The sequence below is a fragment of the Enterovibrio coralii genome, assembly GCF_001559595.1.
In the GTDB taxonomy this organism is placed as follows: domain Bacteria; phylum Pseudomonadota; class Gammaproteobacteria; order Enterobacterales; family Vibrionaceae; genus Enterovibrio; species Enterovibrio coralii.
This window is the reverse complement of the sequence record NZ_LNTY01000006.1, coordinates 560,701-577,069: the sequence shown is the minus strand read 5'-3', so window position 1 is coordinate 577,069 and position 16,369 is coordinate 560,701. Positions and strand designations below refer to the sequence as shown.

14 protein-coding genes and 3 pseudogenes are annotated in these 16,369 nt (G+C 47.1%); 10 read left to right on the top strand and 7 right to left on the bottom strand.

Annotated elements, in window-relative coordinates:
- Positions 1-60: 60 nt before the first annotated feature.
- Complete coding sequence (locus tag ATN88_RS03435) at positions 61-486, bottom strand: RNA-binding S4 domain-containing protein (protein WP_067411479.1); 426 nt, start codon at positions 484-486, stop codon at positions 61-63.
- 834 nt (positions 487-1,320) lie between these two features.
- On the opposite strand from ATN88_RS03435, the gene ATN88_RS03430 reads away from it, so the two are divergent.
- From ATN88_RS03430 to ATN88_RS03400, 7 genes and pseudogenes are all read left to right on the top strand, one after another.
- A complete protein-coding gene (locus ATN88_RS03430; protein WP_067411476.1) occupies positions 1,321-1,620 on the top strand; it encodes a DUF6916 family protein in 300 nt (99 codons plus the stop codon).
- Between the two features lie 225 nt (positions 1,621-1,845).
- On the top strand, positions 1,846-2,628 hold the full coding sequence (gene modA, locus ATN88_RS03425) for a molybdate ABC transporter substrate-binding protein (RefSeq protein ID WP_067411473.1): 783 nt from the start codon (positions 1,846-1,848) through the stop codon (positions 2,626-2,628).
- 4 nt (positions 2,629-2,632) lie between these two features.
- Positions 2,633-3,325: a molybdate ABC transporter permease subunit gene (gene modB, locus ATN88_RS03420; RefSeq protein ID WP_067411469.1), complete on the top strand. Its 693-nt coding sequence runs from the start codon at positions 2,633-2,635 to the stop codon at positions 3,323-3,325.
- Positions 3,322-4,418 (top strand): annotated as a pseudogene (gene modC / locus ATN88_RS03415) (molybdenum ABC transporter ATP-binding protein ModC). Before modB ends, modC begins: the two are co-directional and overlap by 4 nt.
- A 197-nt stretch (positions 4,419-4,615) precedes the next feature.
- Entirely contained in the window at positions 4,616-5,047 is a 432-nt protein-coding gene (locus tag ATN88_RS03410; RefSeq protein ID WP_067411466.1) for a hypothetical protein, read from the top strand.
- Between the two features lie 111 nt (positions 5,048-5,158).
- Positions 5,159-5,611 carry a GNAT family N-acetyltransferase gene (locus ATN88_RS03405; protein ID WP_067411463.1) on the top strand — a complete coding sequence of 151 codons (453 nt, stop codon included), beginning with the start codon at positions 5,159-5,161 and terminating at the stop codon, positions 5,609-5,611.
- A 152-nt stretch (positions 5,612-5,763) separates the two neighbouring features.
- A pseudogene (locus ATN88_RS03400) lies at positions 5,764-7,307 on the top strand (BCCT family transporter).
- A gap of 36 nt (positions 7,308-7,343) precedes the next feature.
- Here ATN88_RS03400 and ATN88_RS03395 read toward each other — a convergent pair.
- Genes ATN88_RS03395 through ATN88_RS03380 form a run of 5 tightly spaced genes read right to left on the bottom strand, consistent with a single transcriptional unit; the run spans position 7,344 to position 11,649 of the window.
- Positions 7,344-7,952: a nucleotidyltransferase family protein gene (locus ATN88_RS03395; RefSeq protein ID WP_067411460.1), complete on the bottom strand. Its 609-nt coding sequence runs from the start codon at positions 7,950-7,952 to the stop codon at positions 7,344-7,346.
- Positions 7,949-8,968: an XdhC family protein gene (locus tag ATN88_RS03390; RefSeq protein ID WP_067411457.1), complete on the bottom strand. Its 1,020-nt coding sequence runs from the start codon at positions 8,966-8,968 to the stop codon at positions 7,949-7,951. Before ATN88_RS03390 ends, ATN88_RS03395 begins: the two co-directional genes overlap by 4 nt.
- A 14-nt stretch (positions 8,969-8,982) precedes the next feature.
- Positions 8,983-9,252 (bottom strand): hypothetical protein, encoded by a 270-nt coding sequence (locus ATN88_RS26660; RefSeq protein ID WP_232312717.1) that lies wholly within the window; start codon positions 9,250-9,252, stop codon positions 8,983-8,985.
- Positions 9,210-11,180: a xanthine dehydrogenase family protein molybdopterin-binding subunit gene (locus tag ATN88_RS03385; RefSeq protein ID WP_232312716.1), complete on the bottom strand. Its 1,971-nt coding sequence runs from the start codon at positions 11,178-11,180 to the stop codon at positions 9,210-9,212. Before ATN88_RS03385 ends, ATN88_RS26660 begins: the two co-directional genes overlap by 43 nt.
- On the bottom strand, positions 11,173-11,649 hold the full coding sequence (locus tag ATN88_RS03380; protein WP_067411454.1) for a (2Fe-2S)-binding protein: 477 nt from the start codon (positions 11,647-11,649) through the stop codon (positions 11,173-11,175). The genes ATN88_RS03385 and ATN88_RS03380 overlap by 8 nt, the downstream gene beginning before the upstream one ends.
- Before the next feature lie 215 nt (positions 11,650-11,864).
- Here ATN88_RS03380 and ATN88_RS03375 point away from each other — a divergent pair, with 215 nt between their 5' ends.
- A complete protein-coding gene (locus tag ATN88_RS03375) occupies positions 11,865-12,752 on the top strand; it encodes an AraC family transcriptional regulator (RefSeq protein WP_067411451.1) in 888 nt (295 codons plus the stop codon).
- A gap of 20 nt (positions 12,753-12,772) precedes the next feature.
- On the opposite strand, the gene ATN88_RS03370 is transcribed toward ATN88_RS03375, so the two are convergent.
- Positions 12,773-13,252, bottom strand: coding sequence for a hypothetical protein (locus ATN88_RS03370; RefSeq protein ID WP_232312715.1), 480 nt, complete (start codon positions 13,250-13,252; stop codon positions 12,773-12,775).
- 307 nt (positions 13,253-13,559) lie between these two features.
- Here ATN88_RS03370 and ATN88_RS03365 point away from each other — a divergent pair.
- Together ATN88_RS03365 and aroG are read left to right on the top strand one after the other, a co-directional pair.
- Positions 13,560-15,010: pseudogene (locus ATN88_RS03365) on the top strand (cobyric acid synthase).
- A gap of 172 nt (positions 15,011-15,182) precedes the next feature.
- The gene (gene aroG / locus ATN88_RS03360) at positions 15,183-16,244 is read left to right on the top strand and encodes a 3-deoxy-7-phosphoheptulonate synthase AroG (RefSeq protein ID WP_067411445.1); all 1,062 of its coding nucleotides are present in this window, start codon (positions 15,183-15,185) and stop codon (positions 16,242-16,244) included.
- Positions 16,245-16,369: the final 125 nt, after the last annotated feature.

Here is a 16,369-nt window from a genome sequence, read left to right as displayed (position 1 = left end):
CGATTGGAAATGGTGAAGGGTAGAGGGCAACAAAAAACCACCCGAAGGTGGCTCTAAGCATTAGAAGGAAATGGCGCGTCGACCGGATTCACTTCTTGGCGAATCTTGAATGTCTTTCTTAACGACCTTATTCGGCGCGTTTGATGGTTTCGCCTTTTTCTTTTCTTTGATTGGTTTTGGCTTTTGTTCTTTTTGTTTGGATTGCTCAGGTGCTTTCGCTGGGCGAGGTTCAACCTCTACCGGTGGTGTATCACACAAAACCACATAAAACTCTTCGTTGAATGCAATGACATCGCCGTCGTAGATTTTGCAACGCTTACGGGTTTCAACTTCACCATTTACGATCACATAGCCTTCGCTGATCGCTGCTTTTGCTTCACCACCGCCACTGACTGCGTTAGCGATTTTAAGCACTTTGTAAAGCTCGATAGGCTGGTTTGATACCTCAATACCGAGGGCTTCTACTTCAAATTCTTCGTGGGACATGTTTATTGCCAATGTTCACTGTTTCATTACCTGCGAGTTTATACGTAAACACGTGCCAGAGGTAGCGATATTGAGTATTGCGTTGATGAAACAGAAACGCGTCATTTTGACACTTTAAATCTCTCGCAATGCCGCAACATCAAAGGGATGCAGCCATTATGTAACATTTTTATATGCATTGAGTTGAAATGTGATCTCTCGAACATAAGTGAGGCGAGAATCGCTTGAAACTTGAAATTCAATGTAATAAAACTAGATTCAACGTGATGACGAACGGAACTTGTTTCTATATCGAATGTCATATGTTTAGCTAGTTTCATACGCAAACGAGCCTTGTGCTCAACAAGAAATGCTCCTCAGGCAGATTTAGAGGAAACCCTGCCATCCAGTATGGCTGCGTAAGAACTAGCGGTTTTTAATCAATCAGGAATGTTAAGCGTAACGAGCAGATACCTGTCAGTTATTGCTATTAACCTGAATAAAAAAAGAGGTGTTATATGAATAACAAAACAAGACGCCAGTGGTTCTATCATCAGAACAAATCGCAAAAAACGCGTCCACTCAAACTGCGTTAATCGCAAAAATCCAGAAACGCCAAACGGCGTTTCTGGTAAATATCCCCTCCCAAATTCTCCCATTCTGCGTAAAAACCCAAAAATATTGAGGCAACTGTCAGAATTTTCTGCATAAATTCAGTTTGATAGTGCACTTTTTGGCTAAACTCTAATCAATTGCTGCTCGTAGGCTGGCATTTAGTTGTAGTTGGTCTCTTGCTTTGTGAATAGGGAAGTCGCGCAAGCGTCTAAAACCCAAAACGCTTGTCGGGAGAAAAACATGAATGTTTTGTCTTGGGAGAATATCTCCAAGCTTGCTGGACAAACGGTTCAGCTGATTGATGGTGCTGAAAACGAATACGACATTCTTTGCGAAGACGTCAAAGAGCGTGAAGGCAATGGCGAAACGAAAGATGGTCGTTTGGTTGAGCACTACAGCATTGTGCTTGCCGCACCTGAAGGTGTTGAATTTCCACAAGGCAATTATCTCATCTCCCATCATTCAATGGGACAACAAATCCTATACATGCACCCAGCAGCCGACAACCGCTATACCATCACGATCAACACAGAGGCGTAACGTCTGTTCGCTGGGCGTTACCCTGCGTCTGTGCGCTTTGGGTTATTGTGTTCAGTCGCACTTCACACTTGTGTTGCTTCCTATCGTGAAATTCCTCGTTCGTTGCTACCGTTAAAGTTGGTTGCAAAGCCACCATCCAAGCGCATAAAGGCGTGAATAAATAACTGTCTACGCCATTTCATTGGTATGATACGGATTCAATGTCGCGTGCAAGTTAGGGAGCGTATGCAACGCATTTTTCGTCACATTTCGAGTGCTTTTGTTGTCTTCGGCTTACTTTGCTCAAGCCCCGCTGTTGCCAATGACAAGGTGTTGGTGTTTGCAGCCTCATCTATGACGACAGCACTTAACGAAATCGTGCATCAATACGAACAAAAGACAGGTGGCAAAGTCATTGTCTCTTACGGTTCTTCTTCTGCTCTGGCACGCCAACTTGCCTACGGTGCACCTGCCGACATCTACATCTCTGCTAATGAAAAGTGGATGGACTATGCCATAGAGCAAGGCGTGGTTGATGGCTCAACGCGCGCGGATTGGGCGAGAAATAAGCTAGTTTTGGTCGCCGACACGCTTGGTGACAAATCGATTGAGCTAACGCCTGATTCCCTCTTGCAAGCAATCGGAAGCAGCCGTCTTGCGATTTCAGATCCAAACCATGTTCCCGCGGGCATTTACGGTAAAGAGTCGCTGCAAAGCTTGAATTTATGGTCGAATGTTGAAGACAAACTTGCCCTGTCAAACAGCGTGAGAGCAACGTTGGCGTTGGTGGAAAGAGGAGAGGCACCTCTGGGGATTGTTTACTTCTCAGATGCTGTGGCGTCTTCCAAGGTTAAATTAGCGGCCACGTTCCCAGAAAGCTCACATGCCCCCATCATTTTTCCGAAAGCACTAACGGTGCAGGCAAAAGACGCGGCGAAGGCATTTGACCAATTCCTTGATAGCGAAACGTCCCGCCAAATTCTAAAGGAAAACGGCTTCAACGTGACTGCGGGCAAAGGGGAGTCATAATCACATGGTGTTGACTCCGCTGGAATGGCAAGCACTGATCCTCAGCTTAAAAATATCGTCTGTCGCCGTTGCGGTGAGTTTGCCTTTTGGTATTGCGCTAGCTTGGTTGTTGGCGCGCCGTAACTTTGCAGGTAAAGCACTGCTAGATGGGATTATCCATCTTCCTTTAGTGCTTCCGCCAGTTGTTATTGGCTATTTGCTCTTGGTCGTTATGGGGCGTCGTGGTGCTGTTGGCAGTTGGTTATTTGATACATTTGGTATTTCGTTTTCATTCAATTGGAAAGGGGCGGCATTAGCATCAGCCGTCGTGGCATTTCCCTTGCTGGTGCGCGCGATTCGGCTTTCTATCGAGCTGGTGGATAAGCGCTTGGAAGCGGCGGCGAGAACACTTGGTGCTTCACCCATTCGGGTCTTCTTTACCATCACATTGCCATTGATTGCACCGGGTATTGTGTCAGGACTCGTGTTAGCGTTTGCCCGTAGTTTGGGGGAGTTTGGTGCAACCATCACGTTTGTTTCCAATATTCCTGGCGAAACGCAGACCATACCGCTTGCCATGTTTGCATTCATTGAAACACCGGGGGCGGAACAAAGTGTCGCGAGGCTTTGCATCATCGCCATCGTCATTTCTCTGCTGTCATTGTTTGGGTCTGAATGGTTGAGCCGCAGAATGAAAAGAAGGATGGGAGTGAAATGATCACACTGAACTTCCAACTGGCGCGCGAAACCTTCTTCCTTGAGCTGGATGTCACGATTCCCTCTTCCGGGATAACGGCTGTTTTTGGCCGTTCTGGTGCAGGGAAAACATCGGTTATCAATGCGGTCGCGGGTTTAGACACACCGCATTGTGGACTCATCCGTGTCGGAGACAAGACGCTTTTTAACAGCAATGAAAAGATAAACCTTCCTCCTGAGAAGCGCCGCATTGGCTATGTGTTTCAAGATGCGAGGCTGTTTCCTCACATGTCCGTCGAGAAAAATCTCAAATACGGACAACAGAAGAAAGACGTTGCTGCTGTCTCTGAAATCACTGAACTGCTCGATATAACGCACCTTTTAAGCCGTTATCCTTCCGATCTTTCGGGTGGCGAAAAGCAGCGTGTTGCCATTGGACGTGCTCTCTTAGCGGAACCTGAATTGCTGATCATGGATGAGCCAACGGCGTCGTTAGATGGTCCGCGCCGTCAGGAGTTGATCTCTTATCTTCTGAAGCTGACACATTCGCTCAATATTCCCGTGATATACGTGAGTCACAGCTTGGATGAGATCTTGCAGCTCGCCGATCACATGCTGTTGCTCGCAGAAGGAAAGGTAATCGCCAATGGCCCATTGCACGATGTGTGGGGTTCATCCATATGCGACCTTGGCTCAATGTGAAAGAGCAAAGTGCGCTTGTTACGGCGAGTGTGGTTGGCGATCACCCTCAATACGCCATGTCTCAATTGAATTTGGAAGGCGAGCAGCTTTGGGTACCAAAGGTTGATGAAGTGGCGGGAACAAGCCTGAGACTTCGAGTGTTCGCCAACGATATTTCTATTGTTCGAACCAGGCCGAGTGATAGCAGTATTCGAAATGTGATCCCTTGTGAAGTGAGAGACATTTCGACGCTGAATGAGCAGGCGGGTTACCGTCAGGTTGCCTTATCGGTAGGGAAAGAAACCTTGTTTGCGAATGTCACAGAGTGGGCAATTGATGACCTAAGTCTTGTTGAGGGTGATAAGGTATTCGCACAGTTGAAAGGCGTAAGTGTCGCGAAAAGTGATTTTGCACAGAGCCATAGAAATTTCTGACAATTTACCTGCGCAACGACTATAAAATTTCAGTAGAATCTGCCGATAGCGTAGATTACACGCGAGTTGCTTGGTTTTCAGTCCATTCTGCAGCTCGGGCATGAATCAATGCCATACAAAAGCAATAAACATTTCTTTGGGTGAGTTGGAAGCTCGCATTGAGTGAAAAACCCAAGGAGAAAATGTAGGAGGAATGAATGTTTGCTTGGCTAACCGGCTTGTTTAAGAAAGAGTCGCTCAAGTCTACAGACTGGGTGAAAAAGCTTATGCTAGCCAACAAAACGGGTAGTTACGGCAAATACAGAGAGTATTACGATAAACACGTTACTCGAATTCACAAGTCTTATCATAAGGACTTTAACCGATTTGAGCGTTTTGCTGTTCAGAACTACAAGAAGAACGACCAACGTGCATTTATGGCGATTAAAACCGCAATGTACGCACACAAAACAGGACAAATTAAAGTAGCGGCGTGTTTAACGGCCTCTGTCGTGAATTACAACAAGGTGTTGGTAGAAAACCGAGAAATTCAGCTTCATCCTCGCCTGTTACGAGCTGCGATGTCACTCCACAAACAAATAGTGGAAAGTCACGCAAAATCTCGAAAAAGAAAACTTGAAAAAGCCTGATTATTCAGGCTTTTTTTATACCTGTCAGATAGATAATTCAGTCATCACTACATTCTTACGTTTCGCGTTTTCTTTGTCGCTGCACTGCCAAATCTAGGGAGCTAAAACCATATGGATTACCTCGTTAAGCTTTACGAAAATGCATTTCTTGAAATCCCATCTGAGAAAAATTCGTTTATTGTTCGAAAACCAATTGGTCCGGAAAAAGGCGCGGTGATTCGTTGGATATTGCAAAACTTCAATGAGCATTGGGCAAGTGAAGCGGAAGTAGCGTTCTTGAAATGCAACAGCCTGTTTATCGCGGTGGAAGGGAAAAAGATTCTGGGATTTGCGTGTTATGACGGTACCGCAAAAGGGTATTTTGGTCCTTTAGGTGTTGGTGACGATGCGCGAGGGAAGGGCGTAGGGGAAGCGTTGGTTAAAGCGGCACTCATATCAATGAGTCGCGTAGGCTATGCCTATGCAATCATTCCAACGGGTAAAGAAAGCTACTACAGAAGATTTTTAGAACTCATAGAAATACTGGGGTCTGAGCCAGGTATCTACCGTGACATGTTGGATTGAATTCATTTATATAACATAAAGATATCGGTCTGATTGGTCGTGTTGCGATTGTGCTCTTGCAATAAAATGATTAGGGCTCAAATGAAAAAGTGATGGAGTTCACACCAAGGAGCTGTTAAGGTGCCGCCCCTCACGTACTTTGTGAGAGCACAATGACTTTTAAACAACTCCTTAGTGAACGAAAGCTGACATCGACGTTGACGATTGGCTTTTTTGTTTTGTTCCTACTCGCTGCTTTGATCGATCTCTCTGCCTTTTCAGAGGTGATCACAAAACTGTCTTCTCAAGCATCGGCAATGTTCGGCCAATTCTGGCAATGGCTGATGCTCGGCAATCTTCTTCTTGCGTTGGCAATCGCGTTTTCTAAAGCTGGCGCACTCAAACTGGGCTCTAAGCCTCAAGCACGATGAGCCGCTTCCGTTGGCTTTCCATGATCATGTGTACTTTGCTCGCTGGGGGCGGGGTTTTCTGGTCTGCCGCGGAACCCGTTTTCCATTACATTTCCCGCCCGCCAGCATTTGCTGGAACGCCACAAAATGAGAATGCCATTGTGCAACAAGCACTCGAGCAGAGTTTTTTGCATTGGGGTTTTCTGGCATGGGCTGTACTTGGCACATTGGCAACCATCGTTTTGATGCATGCACACCATGTAAAAGGATTAAAGCTTCGCCCGCGTGCTTTGCTGGCACCTATCTTTGGTGACCGCCTTGAAAACCATTGGTTTGGTGCGGTGGTAGACGCGTGTTCCATCATTGGGGTTGCGGCCGGTACGATTGGCCCGATTGGTTTTCTGGCGAGCCAGCTTGGCTACAGCATTGAGTCTTTGACGGGCTTAGATAACTCTCTATCGCTCCAAGTTCTCTTGTTGCTTGCCATCGTCTTCGTGTACTCGATGTCAGCATTTTCTGGCATGGACAAAGGGTTGCAGTGGCTATCTAAAGTGAATGTACTCGGGGCGATGGCCTTGCTACTTTGTGTTTTGGTGCTGGGACCAACACAATTCATTTTTGGTGCGTTTACTCATGCGTTTGGTGATTACCTTACTAATTTTGGCACCTTGAGCGTGGGTGATTTCAACGACGGTTGGATGCAGGGTTGGACATGGTTTTTCTGGGGCTGGTTTATTGGTTTTGCACCCATGATGGCGATTTTCATTGCGAAGATTTCCGAAGGTCGCTCCATTCGTGAGCTGATTCTGGCGATCAGTATTTGTGCGCCTATTGCGACCAACTTTTGGTTCACTGCACTGGGTGGTACCGGGATCTTCTTCGAAGTGACTCAACCTGGTTCTATTTCAGGTCCGCTGTCTGATGCTGGTTTGCCAGCCGTACTCATTGCCATGCTGCAGCAATTGCCGCTTCAAGCAATTCTGGTACCGGCATTCTTGCTGTTGACGACTACATTCGTTGCAACAACGGGGGATTCAATGGCGTTCTCCATTGCAGTAGTGACGTCTCAACAGTCGACGCCTTCAAAATGGCACCGTTTGTTCTGGGCAATCATGCTGGGTGTAGTGGCGGCTATCTTGTTGCTTGCTGGAGAGGGGAGCTTAAACGCACTCCAATCATTTATTGTGATTACAGCGGTGCCGGTCTCTTTGCTTATTGCAACAACCCTGTATTGTGCGCCCGTCACCATCCGCAAGATGATGCAAGAGCGCAAAGGGTGTGAGAACTTGGTGCCTGTACAAGGTTAAGTTGTGAAAGCATCATCGACGAATCGTGATGATGCGTTACCAATATGACGACATGTTGTTGAGGTAGTGGGTGTAATCGTCCAAATCCTTTTGCGTGTCGATATCGATAAAGCACTGGTTCACGTCAACAATGTGGACCACGTGCTTTCCGTCATTCAAAAGGTGCTTGGCACCATTGTCTCCATTCAGTGTTTTCAGCTCCGCAAACATACTCCTCGCCGCAATGGCAGGCACACCTACCGTGTCTCTATATTGGCAACAAACGGCATCACAGGGATGCTCGTCGAACACCTTCAGTAACAACTCGATGTTGTTGCCTGTCACGGCTGGTTGGTCTGCCAGCATAAAGAGAATCGCGTCGTAATCACGTTCAAGCTCGGAAGTCGCGAAAGCAATCACATCACCAATACCGTTTTCCCACATGGGTGCCAAAACGATGTTTGCCTTCCAGTGATGTTGAATCGCACGGTTTTGTATTTCTTCGTGCCAGCGCCCTGTAAAGACGTAGGTATCCATAGCAACTTCGTTTGCTGCTTTTAACGGAAAGGCGATCAATGGTTGATCGTTGATTAAGGCGAGTGATTTACAACTACCAAAACGGCTCGCCGCACCGGCGGCTAAAATTACTGCAGCAAGTTTTGTCATTCAGTTTCTATTCCACTCAAAGAATTAGCGTCAGCTCCGTTGAGCACCGCTACACACTCTGAAAGGATAGAAATAGCAATTCCTTCTGGCAATGCTGCACCGAGATTTAAACCAGCAGGACCGTAAACTTTGCAGGGCAGATCTGTATTGTTGAGACAGGATTGACGGAAAACGTCCTCTTTTCGGTGCAATGGTCCCAACAGTGCAATGTATTTCAATGAGGTGGATACCGCACTTTCCAATACAGCCGCATCGAGTGACACGCTATGAGACATAACGACCAGCGCATCAACATGCTGCTCATTGCAATATTTACTCAGGGTCGAAGCATCGGTTCTCACGACAGTTTGTACGTCAGGGAAGTGCTCTTTTCGGGCGTTTGCTGGCCGCGGATCCCACAGCGTCACTTGCCAGCCTAAACTTTTTGCGATGGTAGTGATTGGGCGTGCGTCAAGGCCCCCGCCCGCAATGAGCAAGTGTGTGGGTGGTTGAATAAAGGTACGCAACCAAGATGTGCCTCCCTCTTTGATTTTCTCTCCAATTTTTTCTCTGTCGCCGAGGAGCTGATGAGCATCGGATGAGGAGATAAACTTGGCAGAGGACTGTGATGTAATTTGCTGGTAATAGTGCCCCGATTTGCGTTGTTTTAAATGGTTGTACACGTCTTCCAGCGCAAGATATTGGTTCGCCTTAGACACAGGATGAAGGCAAATGTCGACGCTTCCGCCACAGCCAATACCTAGCTGAAATGACAAATCGTCTTCGTCTTGGCTGTCATAGGTGAGCGTCATTGGCTTGTCCATCGCCATGACTTTTTTAGCTTGAAGCTGAATATCCGACTCCAAGCAGCCACCACTTAACATGCCGAGCTGCTGACCATCTCCCGAAAAAAGCATCATAGCCCCGGCTTTTCGATAGCAAGGGCCTTCGGTTGCAAAGACAGTACCGAGCACCCACTCGGTACTGTCTTTTTGAGGATGCCATTTTGAGAGTAGATGATAGATGTGCTGGGACATCATTCTCCCTCTGTTTAGGTAAGTGACAGTGGCATGTCGTAAATACGTTTACCCGTGGCTGCAAACACCGCATTGGCAACGGCCGCCGCAATGGGTGGAACTCCCGGTTCTCCAACGCCAGTCGGGGCTTCTGCTGATGGTACAATGTGCACTTCTATTTCGGGCATCTGTTGTTCGCGAAGTACCAAGTAGTCATGGAAGTTGGATTGCACGGTACCACCGTCAGCGAGCGTGATCTGACTTAACAGAGCGGGTGACAAACCGAAGCCAATGCCACCTTGCATTTGGGCTTTGATAATGTCGGGTTGATAGCCAATCCACAATCAACGGCACACACCACTTTCTCTACGATAATTTGCCCATTCTTGACTGACACCTCGGCCACTTCCGCGACATAACTTCTGAACGATTCATGAACCGCGATGCCACGACCTTTCCCTTCCGGTAAAGGTGAACCCCAGTTCGCTTTTTCAGCAGCGAGTTTTAGCACTTCACGATGACGCGGTTGTTTTTCCAGCATAGCCATTCTGAAAGCTACGGGGTCTTTTCCTGCTTTTGTGGCTAGCTCATCAATGAATGTCTCGGTTGAAAACGCGTTGTGAGTATGTCCAACTGAGCGCCACCAAAGCACGGGAACAGGAAGCGTTGTGGTGTGCAGTTCGACAGAAAAGTTTGGAATGCTATACGGAAGGGTAGAAGCACCTTCCACTGAACTGGCATCGACACCTTCTTTCACCATAAAGGCTTCGAAGGGTGTGCCTGACGCTATCGACTGACCCACGATACGCTGTTGCCAAGCTTCGATGTTTCCCTCGTCATCGAGAGAAGCTCGGATTTTCTGTACATACATGGGGCGGTAATAACCCGCACGCATATCATCTTCCCGCGTCCACACAAGCTTAATAGGGACATCTCGAAGCTGTTTCGCAATAGTTGCTGCTTCAACAACATAATCAGAATGTGGATTCGCGCGGCGTCCGAAACTACCGCCAGCAAACAGCGTATTGATGGTCACATTATCTGGCGGAACATCCAGCACACTGGCAACGGAGAACTGATCGACGGTTTGCAGTTGGGCACCATACCAAAGCTCGGCTTTCTCTTTACCGGCCAGAATGACGCAGTTCATTGGTTCCATCGGGGCATGGGCGAGATACGGGAAGTAATATGAGGCTTCTACGACATTCGCCGCGTTTGAGAGTACCTCGTCGGCGTCACCATCGTTTCTTGCCGATGCTCCTGGCTTGTCGAGCAGCTCTGCATACTCTTTCTTCAATTCTGCGGTGCTCTTGCTAAAGCCAGAACGATCCCAGTCAATGACCAGTTTATCTCTGGCAACTTTGGCACTCCAAAAGTCTTTCGCCACGACGGCAATCCCTGAAGGAATTTGAATGACATCCAAAACACCGGGTGACTTCTTGGCCTCGGTCGCGTCAAAAGATTTTACCGTTGCGCCGAAGGCGGGGGGATGTGCAACGAGTGCTGTCTGTAACCCTTCTAATTGAACATCAATAGTAAAAGTGGCGGTTCCGTTGCTTTTACCGAGGTCTTTGCGTGTGGTACCGGATTTTCCGATAAGCGCGAATTGGCTTGGATCCTTCAGCGTTACTTGTTCATCGGTTGGCACCGCTTGTAAGGCTGCCAGCTCGGCCATTTGTCCATACGTTGCTGAGTTATTAGATTTCGCATGAGAAATGAAATTATTTTTTGTCGAGACTTCGTCGACCGGCACTTGCCAGACTTTCGCTGCTGCATTGACCAACATGGCTCTCGCTTTTGCACCTGCGTATCTAAGCTGCATGAAGGAGTTGGCTATCGCCGTACTACCACCGGTTCCTTGAACGGTACCGAAAAGGAGGTTGTTGTACTCCGATGCCTTTGCGGGCGCGAATTCCGTCACGACGTTTGACCAATCCGCATCAAGTTCTTCAGCAGCGATGGTCGCCAGTCCCGTAGAGACACCTTGGCCCATATCGAGGTGTTTAATGATGATGGTGACACTGTCGTCATTACCGATACGAATAAACGCATTCGGCTCAAACGGCGAACCAGCCGTTTCAGCGTCGGCCGCTATTGCTGTAGGCAGTTGAATGCCGAGGGTTAATCCTGCGCCAGTGGTAGAGAGCAACTTGATGAAACCGCGGCGAGTGGTATCCGTCAGGAGGTTTTTCGCGACAGAGGGGTTCGTGTAATGTTGGAGAAAATCACGCATTGCTGCCTCCATCTTGTAGCTGTTTTGCCGCATCCTTAATGGCTGATTTGATACGTACATACGTTGCACAACGGCAGATATTTCCGTTCATTGCGGCATCAATATCAGCATCCGAAGGTGATGCGTTAGATGCGAGAAGCGCGGTTGCTGCCATGATTTGACCCGATTGACAGTAGCCGCATTGAGGCACTTCCAGCTTTTCCCACGCCGATTGAATGGCGGTGGCAGCTTTCGATTCTATCCCTTCTATTGTCTGTATTTGTTGACCCGCTACAGCCGAGATAGGTGTGACACACGAACGAATAGGTTGACCGGCCATGTGCACAGTACAAGCACCACATTGTGCTAACCCACAGCCAAATTTCGTGCCTGTTAACTTTAGATTGTCTCGAATGACCCATAGAAGTGGTGTGTCGGTGGGAACGTCTAGATCGTAGTTTTGACCGTTAATGGTCACAGATATGCCCATTTCAAACTCCTTTTTCTTTCTCTATGGCTAGAAATGGAAACGACATGCTCCTGAGAAGGCTCGCTTCACAGTCTTTCAACTATGGCTGTAGATTTGACGATATGTCATAAAGATGTTCCTGAGTTCTTGCCTAAAACTCCGAACATTATGGTTTCTGTCATTCATATCCCATTTGTGGTGCCATAATTCTACGAACAGGGGAGCGGAGGATAGGCATGTCGTTTGATGTAAAGCTGATCAACAAGGTACAGGGTTTTGTGCAAGAAGAAGGGATGAACGAAACCACGCTACCCGCTTTAAAACTCTATGTCTCGTCTGTTGAAATTCCCTTGATGCCCATCGTGCTGCAGCCAGCGATATGCTTTGTCCTTCAAGGAAGAAAGAAAGTCAAAGCGGGCAGATTGGCTTACGAGTACAGCCCAAATACATATCTAATTAACTCTGTTATTCGCCCTGTAGAAGCGAGCGTCTTTGATATTGCGTCAAACAAGCCTTACGTCGGTTTAAGCTTGGGTATCGACCAACATGTGGTTGGTCAATTGATGATGGAGATGAACAACTGGGATCATGAAACCAGCTATGCAGAACAAGCGACATTGACCCAATCGACGCCTTTGACATCCCCCATAGAGAATGCACTTGAACGTTTAGTCGATACGCTCGCAGACCCGATGGATCGAGGGATTTTGTCGAGTGCTATTTGTCGCGACTTGTACTATCAGGTTTTGAAAGGCCCTTGTGGTGGACTATTGCGAAACAGCGTCAGTCATCATGCTGGTGCTAACCGAATTGCGCCTGTGGTTCACTACATCGAACAGAACTTTGAACGCAATTTGGACATTGAGGAAATCGCTAATGTGGCGGGAATGAGCGGATCATCATTGCATGAACATTTTAAGCAAGTGACCTCAGTGTCGCCGATGCAGTACGTCAAGTCGCTTCGCTTGCACAAAGCGCGGTCAATGCTGTCTCTTGGTTATCAAGTCTCTGAGGTTTGCTTTGGCGTCGGCTACAGTAGCCCTTCGCAGTTTAGTCGGGAATTTAAACGTTACTTTGGATTCACCCCGAGCGAGGCGAAATCCAGCGTAACAGCAATTGGTTAAAGTTTGATAGAGGTAGGGAGTTAGAATTCAAAACGCACGTTGGAATAAAACTGTTCTTTATAAAGGCCGTTCGCGCGATACAGAATTCCAATTGAGAGCGCATCTGTCGAATGGAAACGTCCGCCGAGTTCCACAACGCTGCGAGTATCATCAGAATCAAAGGCGACCTGTCCTACGATGGCCGTTGCTTCGATTTGCGGCATAACCCACGCACGAACACCAACATTCACGCCATAGGCCAATTCGCCAAAATCGTGTTTATCGTCTTCAGGGAATTTCACCGAATAGATACGTGCATCGCCGTGTATGTCGACAAAACCGTTGATAGGGGCCTGAAAGCCAGCGCCGCCAGAGACAATCCAATCACCTTCAAATTGGCTGCTGGCATTTACGATAAAGTGCGCGCCATCCATAAACGCAAATCGTCCAGTACCCGCAAGACCAGAAGGATTATTGGTAAAACCCACTTCAAGGTTTGAGTAATTGAAGTTGGTCGCCATCACATGAGTACTGCCTAATCCAATGACTATCGCTAATGTCTTTATTATTAAGGTTATTGATCTCACGGAGCTTATGCCTTGTTTACAATCAGTTACATTGCAACGAGTTTAAGATCTGGTTCAGAAAAAATTTAGTGAAGATTCGAATAACTTTGATGGCTGTGACAAAGTTCTTGGAAGAAAACTGACGGCTTATCAATTTTTTGCAAATCAATGTGATATCGTTGCATAAAATTATATTCCAGGTTCAGGTTTCAAACGTGTACCGTTTTCCGAAAATACCTGAATTCACGCTCTAGGCTTCTCTATGCTTTCAACTCATAAAGCCCTGATGATTCAGGGAACCACCTCTGATGCAGGCAAAAGTGTTCTTGTCGCTGGTCTTGGACGCGTGTTGGCGCGTAAAGGCATCAAGGTGGCACCGTTCAAATCTCAAAATATGGCACTTAATAGTGCGGTGACCGCGGACGGTGGAGAAATTGGTCGGGCGCAGGCATTTCAAGCCTTTGCGTGTGGCGTTGAGCCAAGCGTTCACATGAATCCCATTCTGTTAAAGCCCGATTCTGACTGCTCGGCCCAAGTGATTATTCAAGGGAAAGCAGCCGCTTCCATGCAAGCGATTGGCTTTAAATCTTACAAAGAGATGGCGATAGGGCCGATTCTTGAATCATTCAGTATTCTTCAAGACAGATTTGATTGTGTGCTGATAGAAGGTGCAGGAAGCCCTGCAGAAGTGAATCTCAGAGAGCACGACATTGCTAATATGGGGTTTGCGGAAGCCGCAGACGTACCTGTAATCATTGTGGCGGATATCGATCGCGGAGGCGTGCTTGCACATCTTCTTGGTACGCTTGAATGTCTTTCTCAATCCGAACGCGATCGCGTGATTGGATTTGTCATCAACCGCTTTCGGGGTGATGTTGAACTGCTAAAACCAGGGTTAACGTGGTTAGAAGAAAAAACTGGCAAGCCTGTGCTAGGTGTCGTTCCATACCTTCAAGGGTTAAATCTAGACGCAGAAGATGCCATCGACGTTAGCCAAAATCTCGATGATTCAAAACCAGTATTAAACGTTGTCGTGCCTGTATTCCCGCGTATCAGTAACCATACCGATTTTGATGCGCTGAGGCTTCACCCCAATGTGAACTTGAAGTTTGTCGGCCCCGGTGAGCCCATACCGGGTTGTGATTGATCATATTGCCGGGAAGTAAAAACGTTATCTCCGATCTGACATCCTTAAAAACATATGGTTGGGATAAGCAGATAGCGAAACACCTACGCTACGGCGGTAAAGTGATTGGCATTTGTGGTGGCTACCAAATGCTTGGTCGTCGCATTGAAGATCCTGACCAGCTGGAAGGTGACGTGCAGTGCGCGGAAGGACTGGGCTTCCTTGACGCTTCATCGGTGATCGAAAAAGAAAAAATCCTCACTGAAAAGGAAGGGGAGATTTCGTTGGATGGTACCTCAGTAAAAGTGCGTGGTTATGAAATCCATATGGGGCAGACCCAAACAAATGGAACATCGGTTATCCGTGCGCATGATGAATCAGACGGCTTGGTTAACGACGACAACAATGTTTTTGGTACTTACTGGCACGGTTTGTTTGACTGCCCGGAAGCAAGCAAGTTGATATTGCGTTGGGCAGGACTTCATAGTGATCAATGCGTTGATGTGCAGGCGGAAAGAGAGCGCAGCATTAATGCGTTGGCTGATGCGCTTGAAAGTTCTATCAATTTAAAACTGATATGGAAGTGACATAGTTCGTTATATATATATTGTCAATGTTTATGTGAGATATAAAAGTTGATAAAGATGTAAAAATACGTTTGCACTCTATCCTGTTTGACGATAAGTTAAAGATGAATGTAGGGATTACACGTTGTTTTGCCGAAGGCGAGGTAACGGGAAGTATAAGCAAGGTGAAATAATGAGCTTCTATCAAACAGACGATGTACGCATTAGCAATATTAAAGAACTTCTTCCGCCAGTAGCGGTTCTAGAAAAATTTCCAGCAACAGAAAAAGCGTCTGAGACTGTTTTTAACGCTCGTCAGGCTATTCACAATATTCTGAATGACAAGGACGATCGCCTGCTTGTCATTATCGGCCCATGTTCAATTCACGATCCTGTTGCAGCGGTTGAATATGGCGAAAAACTGAAAGCTCTGCGTGACAAACATGCTGACAAGCTTGAAGTTGTTATGCGCGTTTACTTTGAGAAACCACGTACTACGGTTGGCTGGAAAGGCCTGATTAATGACCCGTACTTGGACAATAGCTTCAAACTCAATGATGGCCTGCGTATTGGTCGCAAACTGCTGCTAGATATCACCAACATGGGTTTGCCGACTGCCGGTGAGTTCTTGGATATGATCACACCGCAGTACATGGGTGATTTGATTAGCTGGGGTGCAATCGGTGCGCGTACTACTGAATCGCAAGTACACCGTGAATTAGCGTCAGGTCTTTCATGCCCGGTAGGCTTCAAAAACGGCACTGACGGTAACATCAAGATTGCAACGGATGCTATTCGTTCAGCAGAATCTCCGCACCATTTCTTGTCGGTGACCAAATACGGACACTCTGCAATTGTAGAAACCGCTGGTAACGAAGACTGTCATATCATTTTGCGTGGTGGTAAAGAGCCAAACTACTCGTCAGAGCATGTTTCTGCGATTACATCAGAACTGGAAGCTGCGAAACTTCGCACCAAGCTGATGATTGATTTCAGCCATGCTAACAGCAGCAAAGAATACAAGCGCCAAAACGTGGTTTGTGAAGATGTTGCAAACCAAATCGCAGGTGGTAACGATGCTATCTTCGGTGTAATGATTGAAAGTCACATTGTTGAAGGTCGCCAAGACTTGGTAGATGGTGTGGCGGCGTGTTACGGCCAGAGCATTACCGATGCGTGTATCGGTATGGAAGACACAGAGAAAGTGCTTCAGCAACTTGCCGATGCGGTTCAAGAGCGACGCAACAGCAAGTAATCACTGCTTAACTGTTACAAAAGCCGTCCATTAGGGCGGCTTTTTTGTGCTTGTAGAATGCATATCTAGAAAGCGCTTTCAAAGCGTTTTTATCACCTTATCCAACGTGTTACAAAGCCTACATA

Bases quoted from the DNA above. Each gene is read 5' to 3' on its own strand.
- aroG (WP_067411445.1), top strand. From the start codon at position 15,183: ATGAGCTTCTATCAAACAGACGATGTACGCATTAGCAATATTAAAGAA.
- ATN88_RS03385 (WP_232312716.1), bottom strand. From the start codon at position 11,180: ATGCGTGATTTTCTCCAACATTACACGAACCCCTCTGTCGCGAAAAAC.
- modB (WP_067411469.1), top strand. From the start codon at position 2,633: ATGGTGTTGACTCCGCTGGAATGGCAAGCACTGATCCTCAGCTTAAAA.
- ATN88_RS26660 (WP_232312717.1), bottom strand. From the start codon at position 9,252: ATGCAAGGTGGCATTGGCTTCGGTTTGTCACCCGCTCTGTTAAGTCAG.
- ATN88_RS03395 (WP_067411460.1), bottom strand. From the start codon at position 7,952: ATGACAAAACTTGCTGCAGTAATTTTAGCCGCCGGTGCGGCGAGCCGT.
- modA (WP_067411473.1), top strand. From the start codon at position 1,846: ATGCAACGCATTTTTCGTCACATTTCGAGTGCTTTTGTTGTCTTCGGC.
- ATN88_RS03405 (WP_067411463.1), top strand. From the start codon at position 5,159: ATGGATTACCTCGTTAAGCTTTACGAAAATGCATTTCTTGAAATCCCA.
- ATN88_RS03430 (WP_067411476.1), top strand. From the start codon at position 1,321: ATGAATGTTTTGTCTTGGGAGAATATCTCCAAGCTTGCTGGACAAACG.
- ATN88_RS03370 (WP_232312715.1), bottom strand. From the start codon at position 13,252: ATGGCGACCAACTTCAATTACTCAAACCTTGAAGTGGGTTTTACCAAT.
- ATN88_RS03380 (WP_067411454.1), bottom strand. From the start codon at position 11,649: ATGGGCATATCTGTGACCATTAACGGTCAAAACTACGATCTAGACGTT.
- ATN88_RS03435 (WP_067411479.1), bottom strand. From the start codon at position 486: ATGTCCCACGAAGAATTTGAAGTAGAAGCCCTCGGTATTGAGGTATCA.
- ATN88_RS03375 (WP_067411451.1), top strand. From the start codon at position 11,865: ATGTCGTTTGATGTAAAGCTGATCAACAAGGTACAGGGTTTTGTGCAA.
- ATN88_RS03410 (WP_067411466.1), top strand. From the start codon at position 4,616: ATGTTTGCTTGGCTAACCGGCTTGTTTAAGAAAGAGTCGCTCAAGTCT.
- ATN88_RS03390 (WP_067411457.1), bottom strand. From the start codon at position 8,968: ATGTCCCAGCACATCTATCATCTACTCTCAAAATGGCATCCTCAAAAA.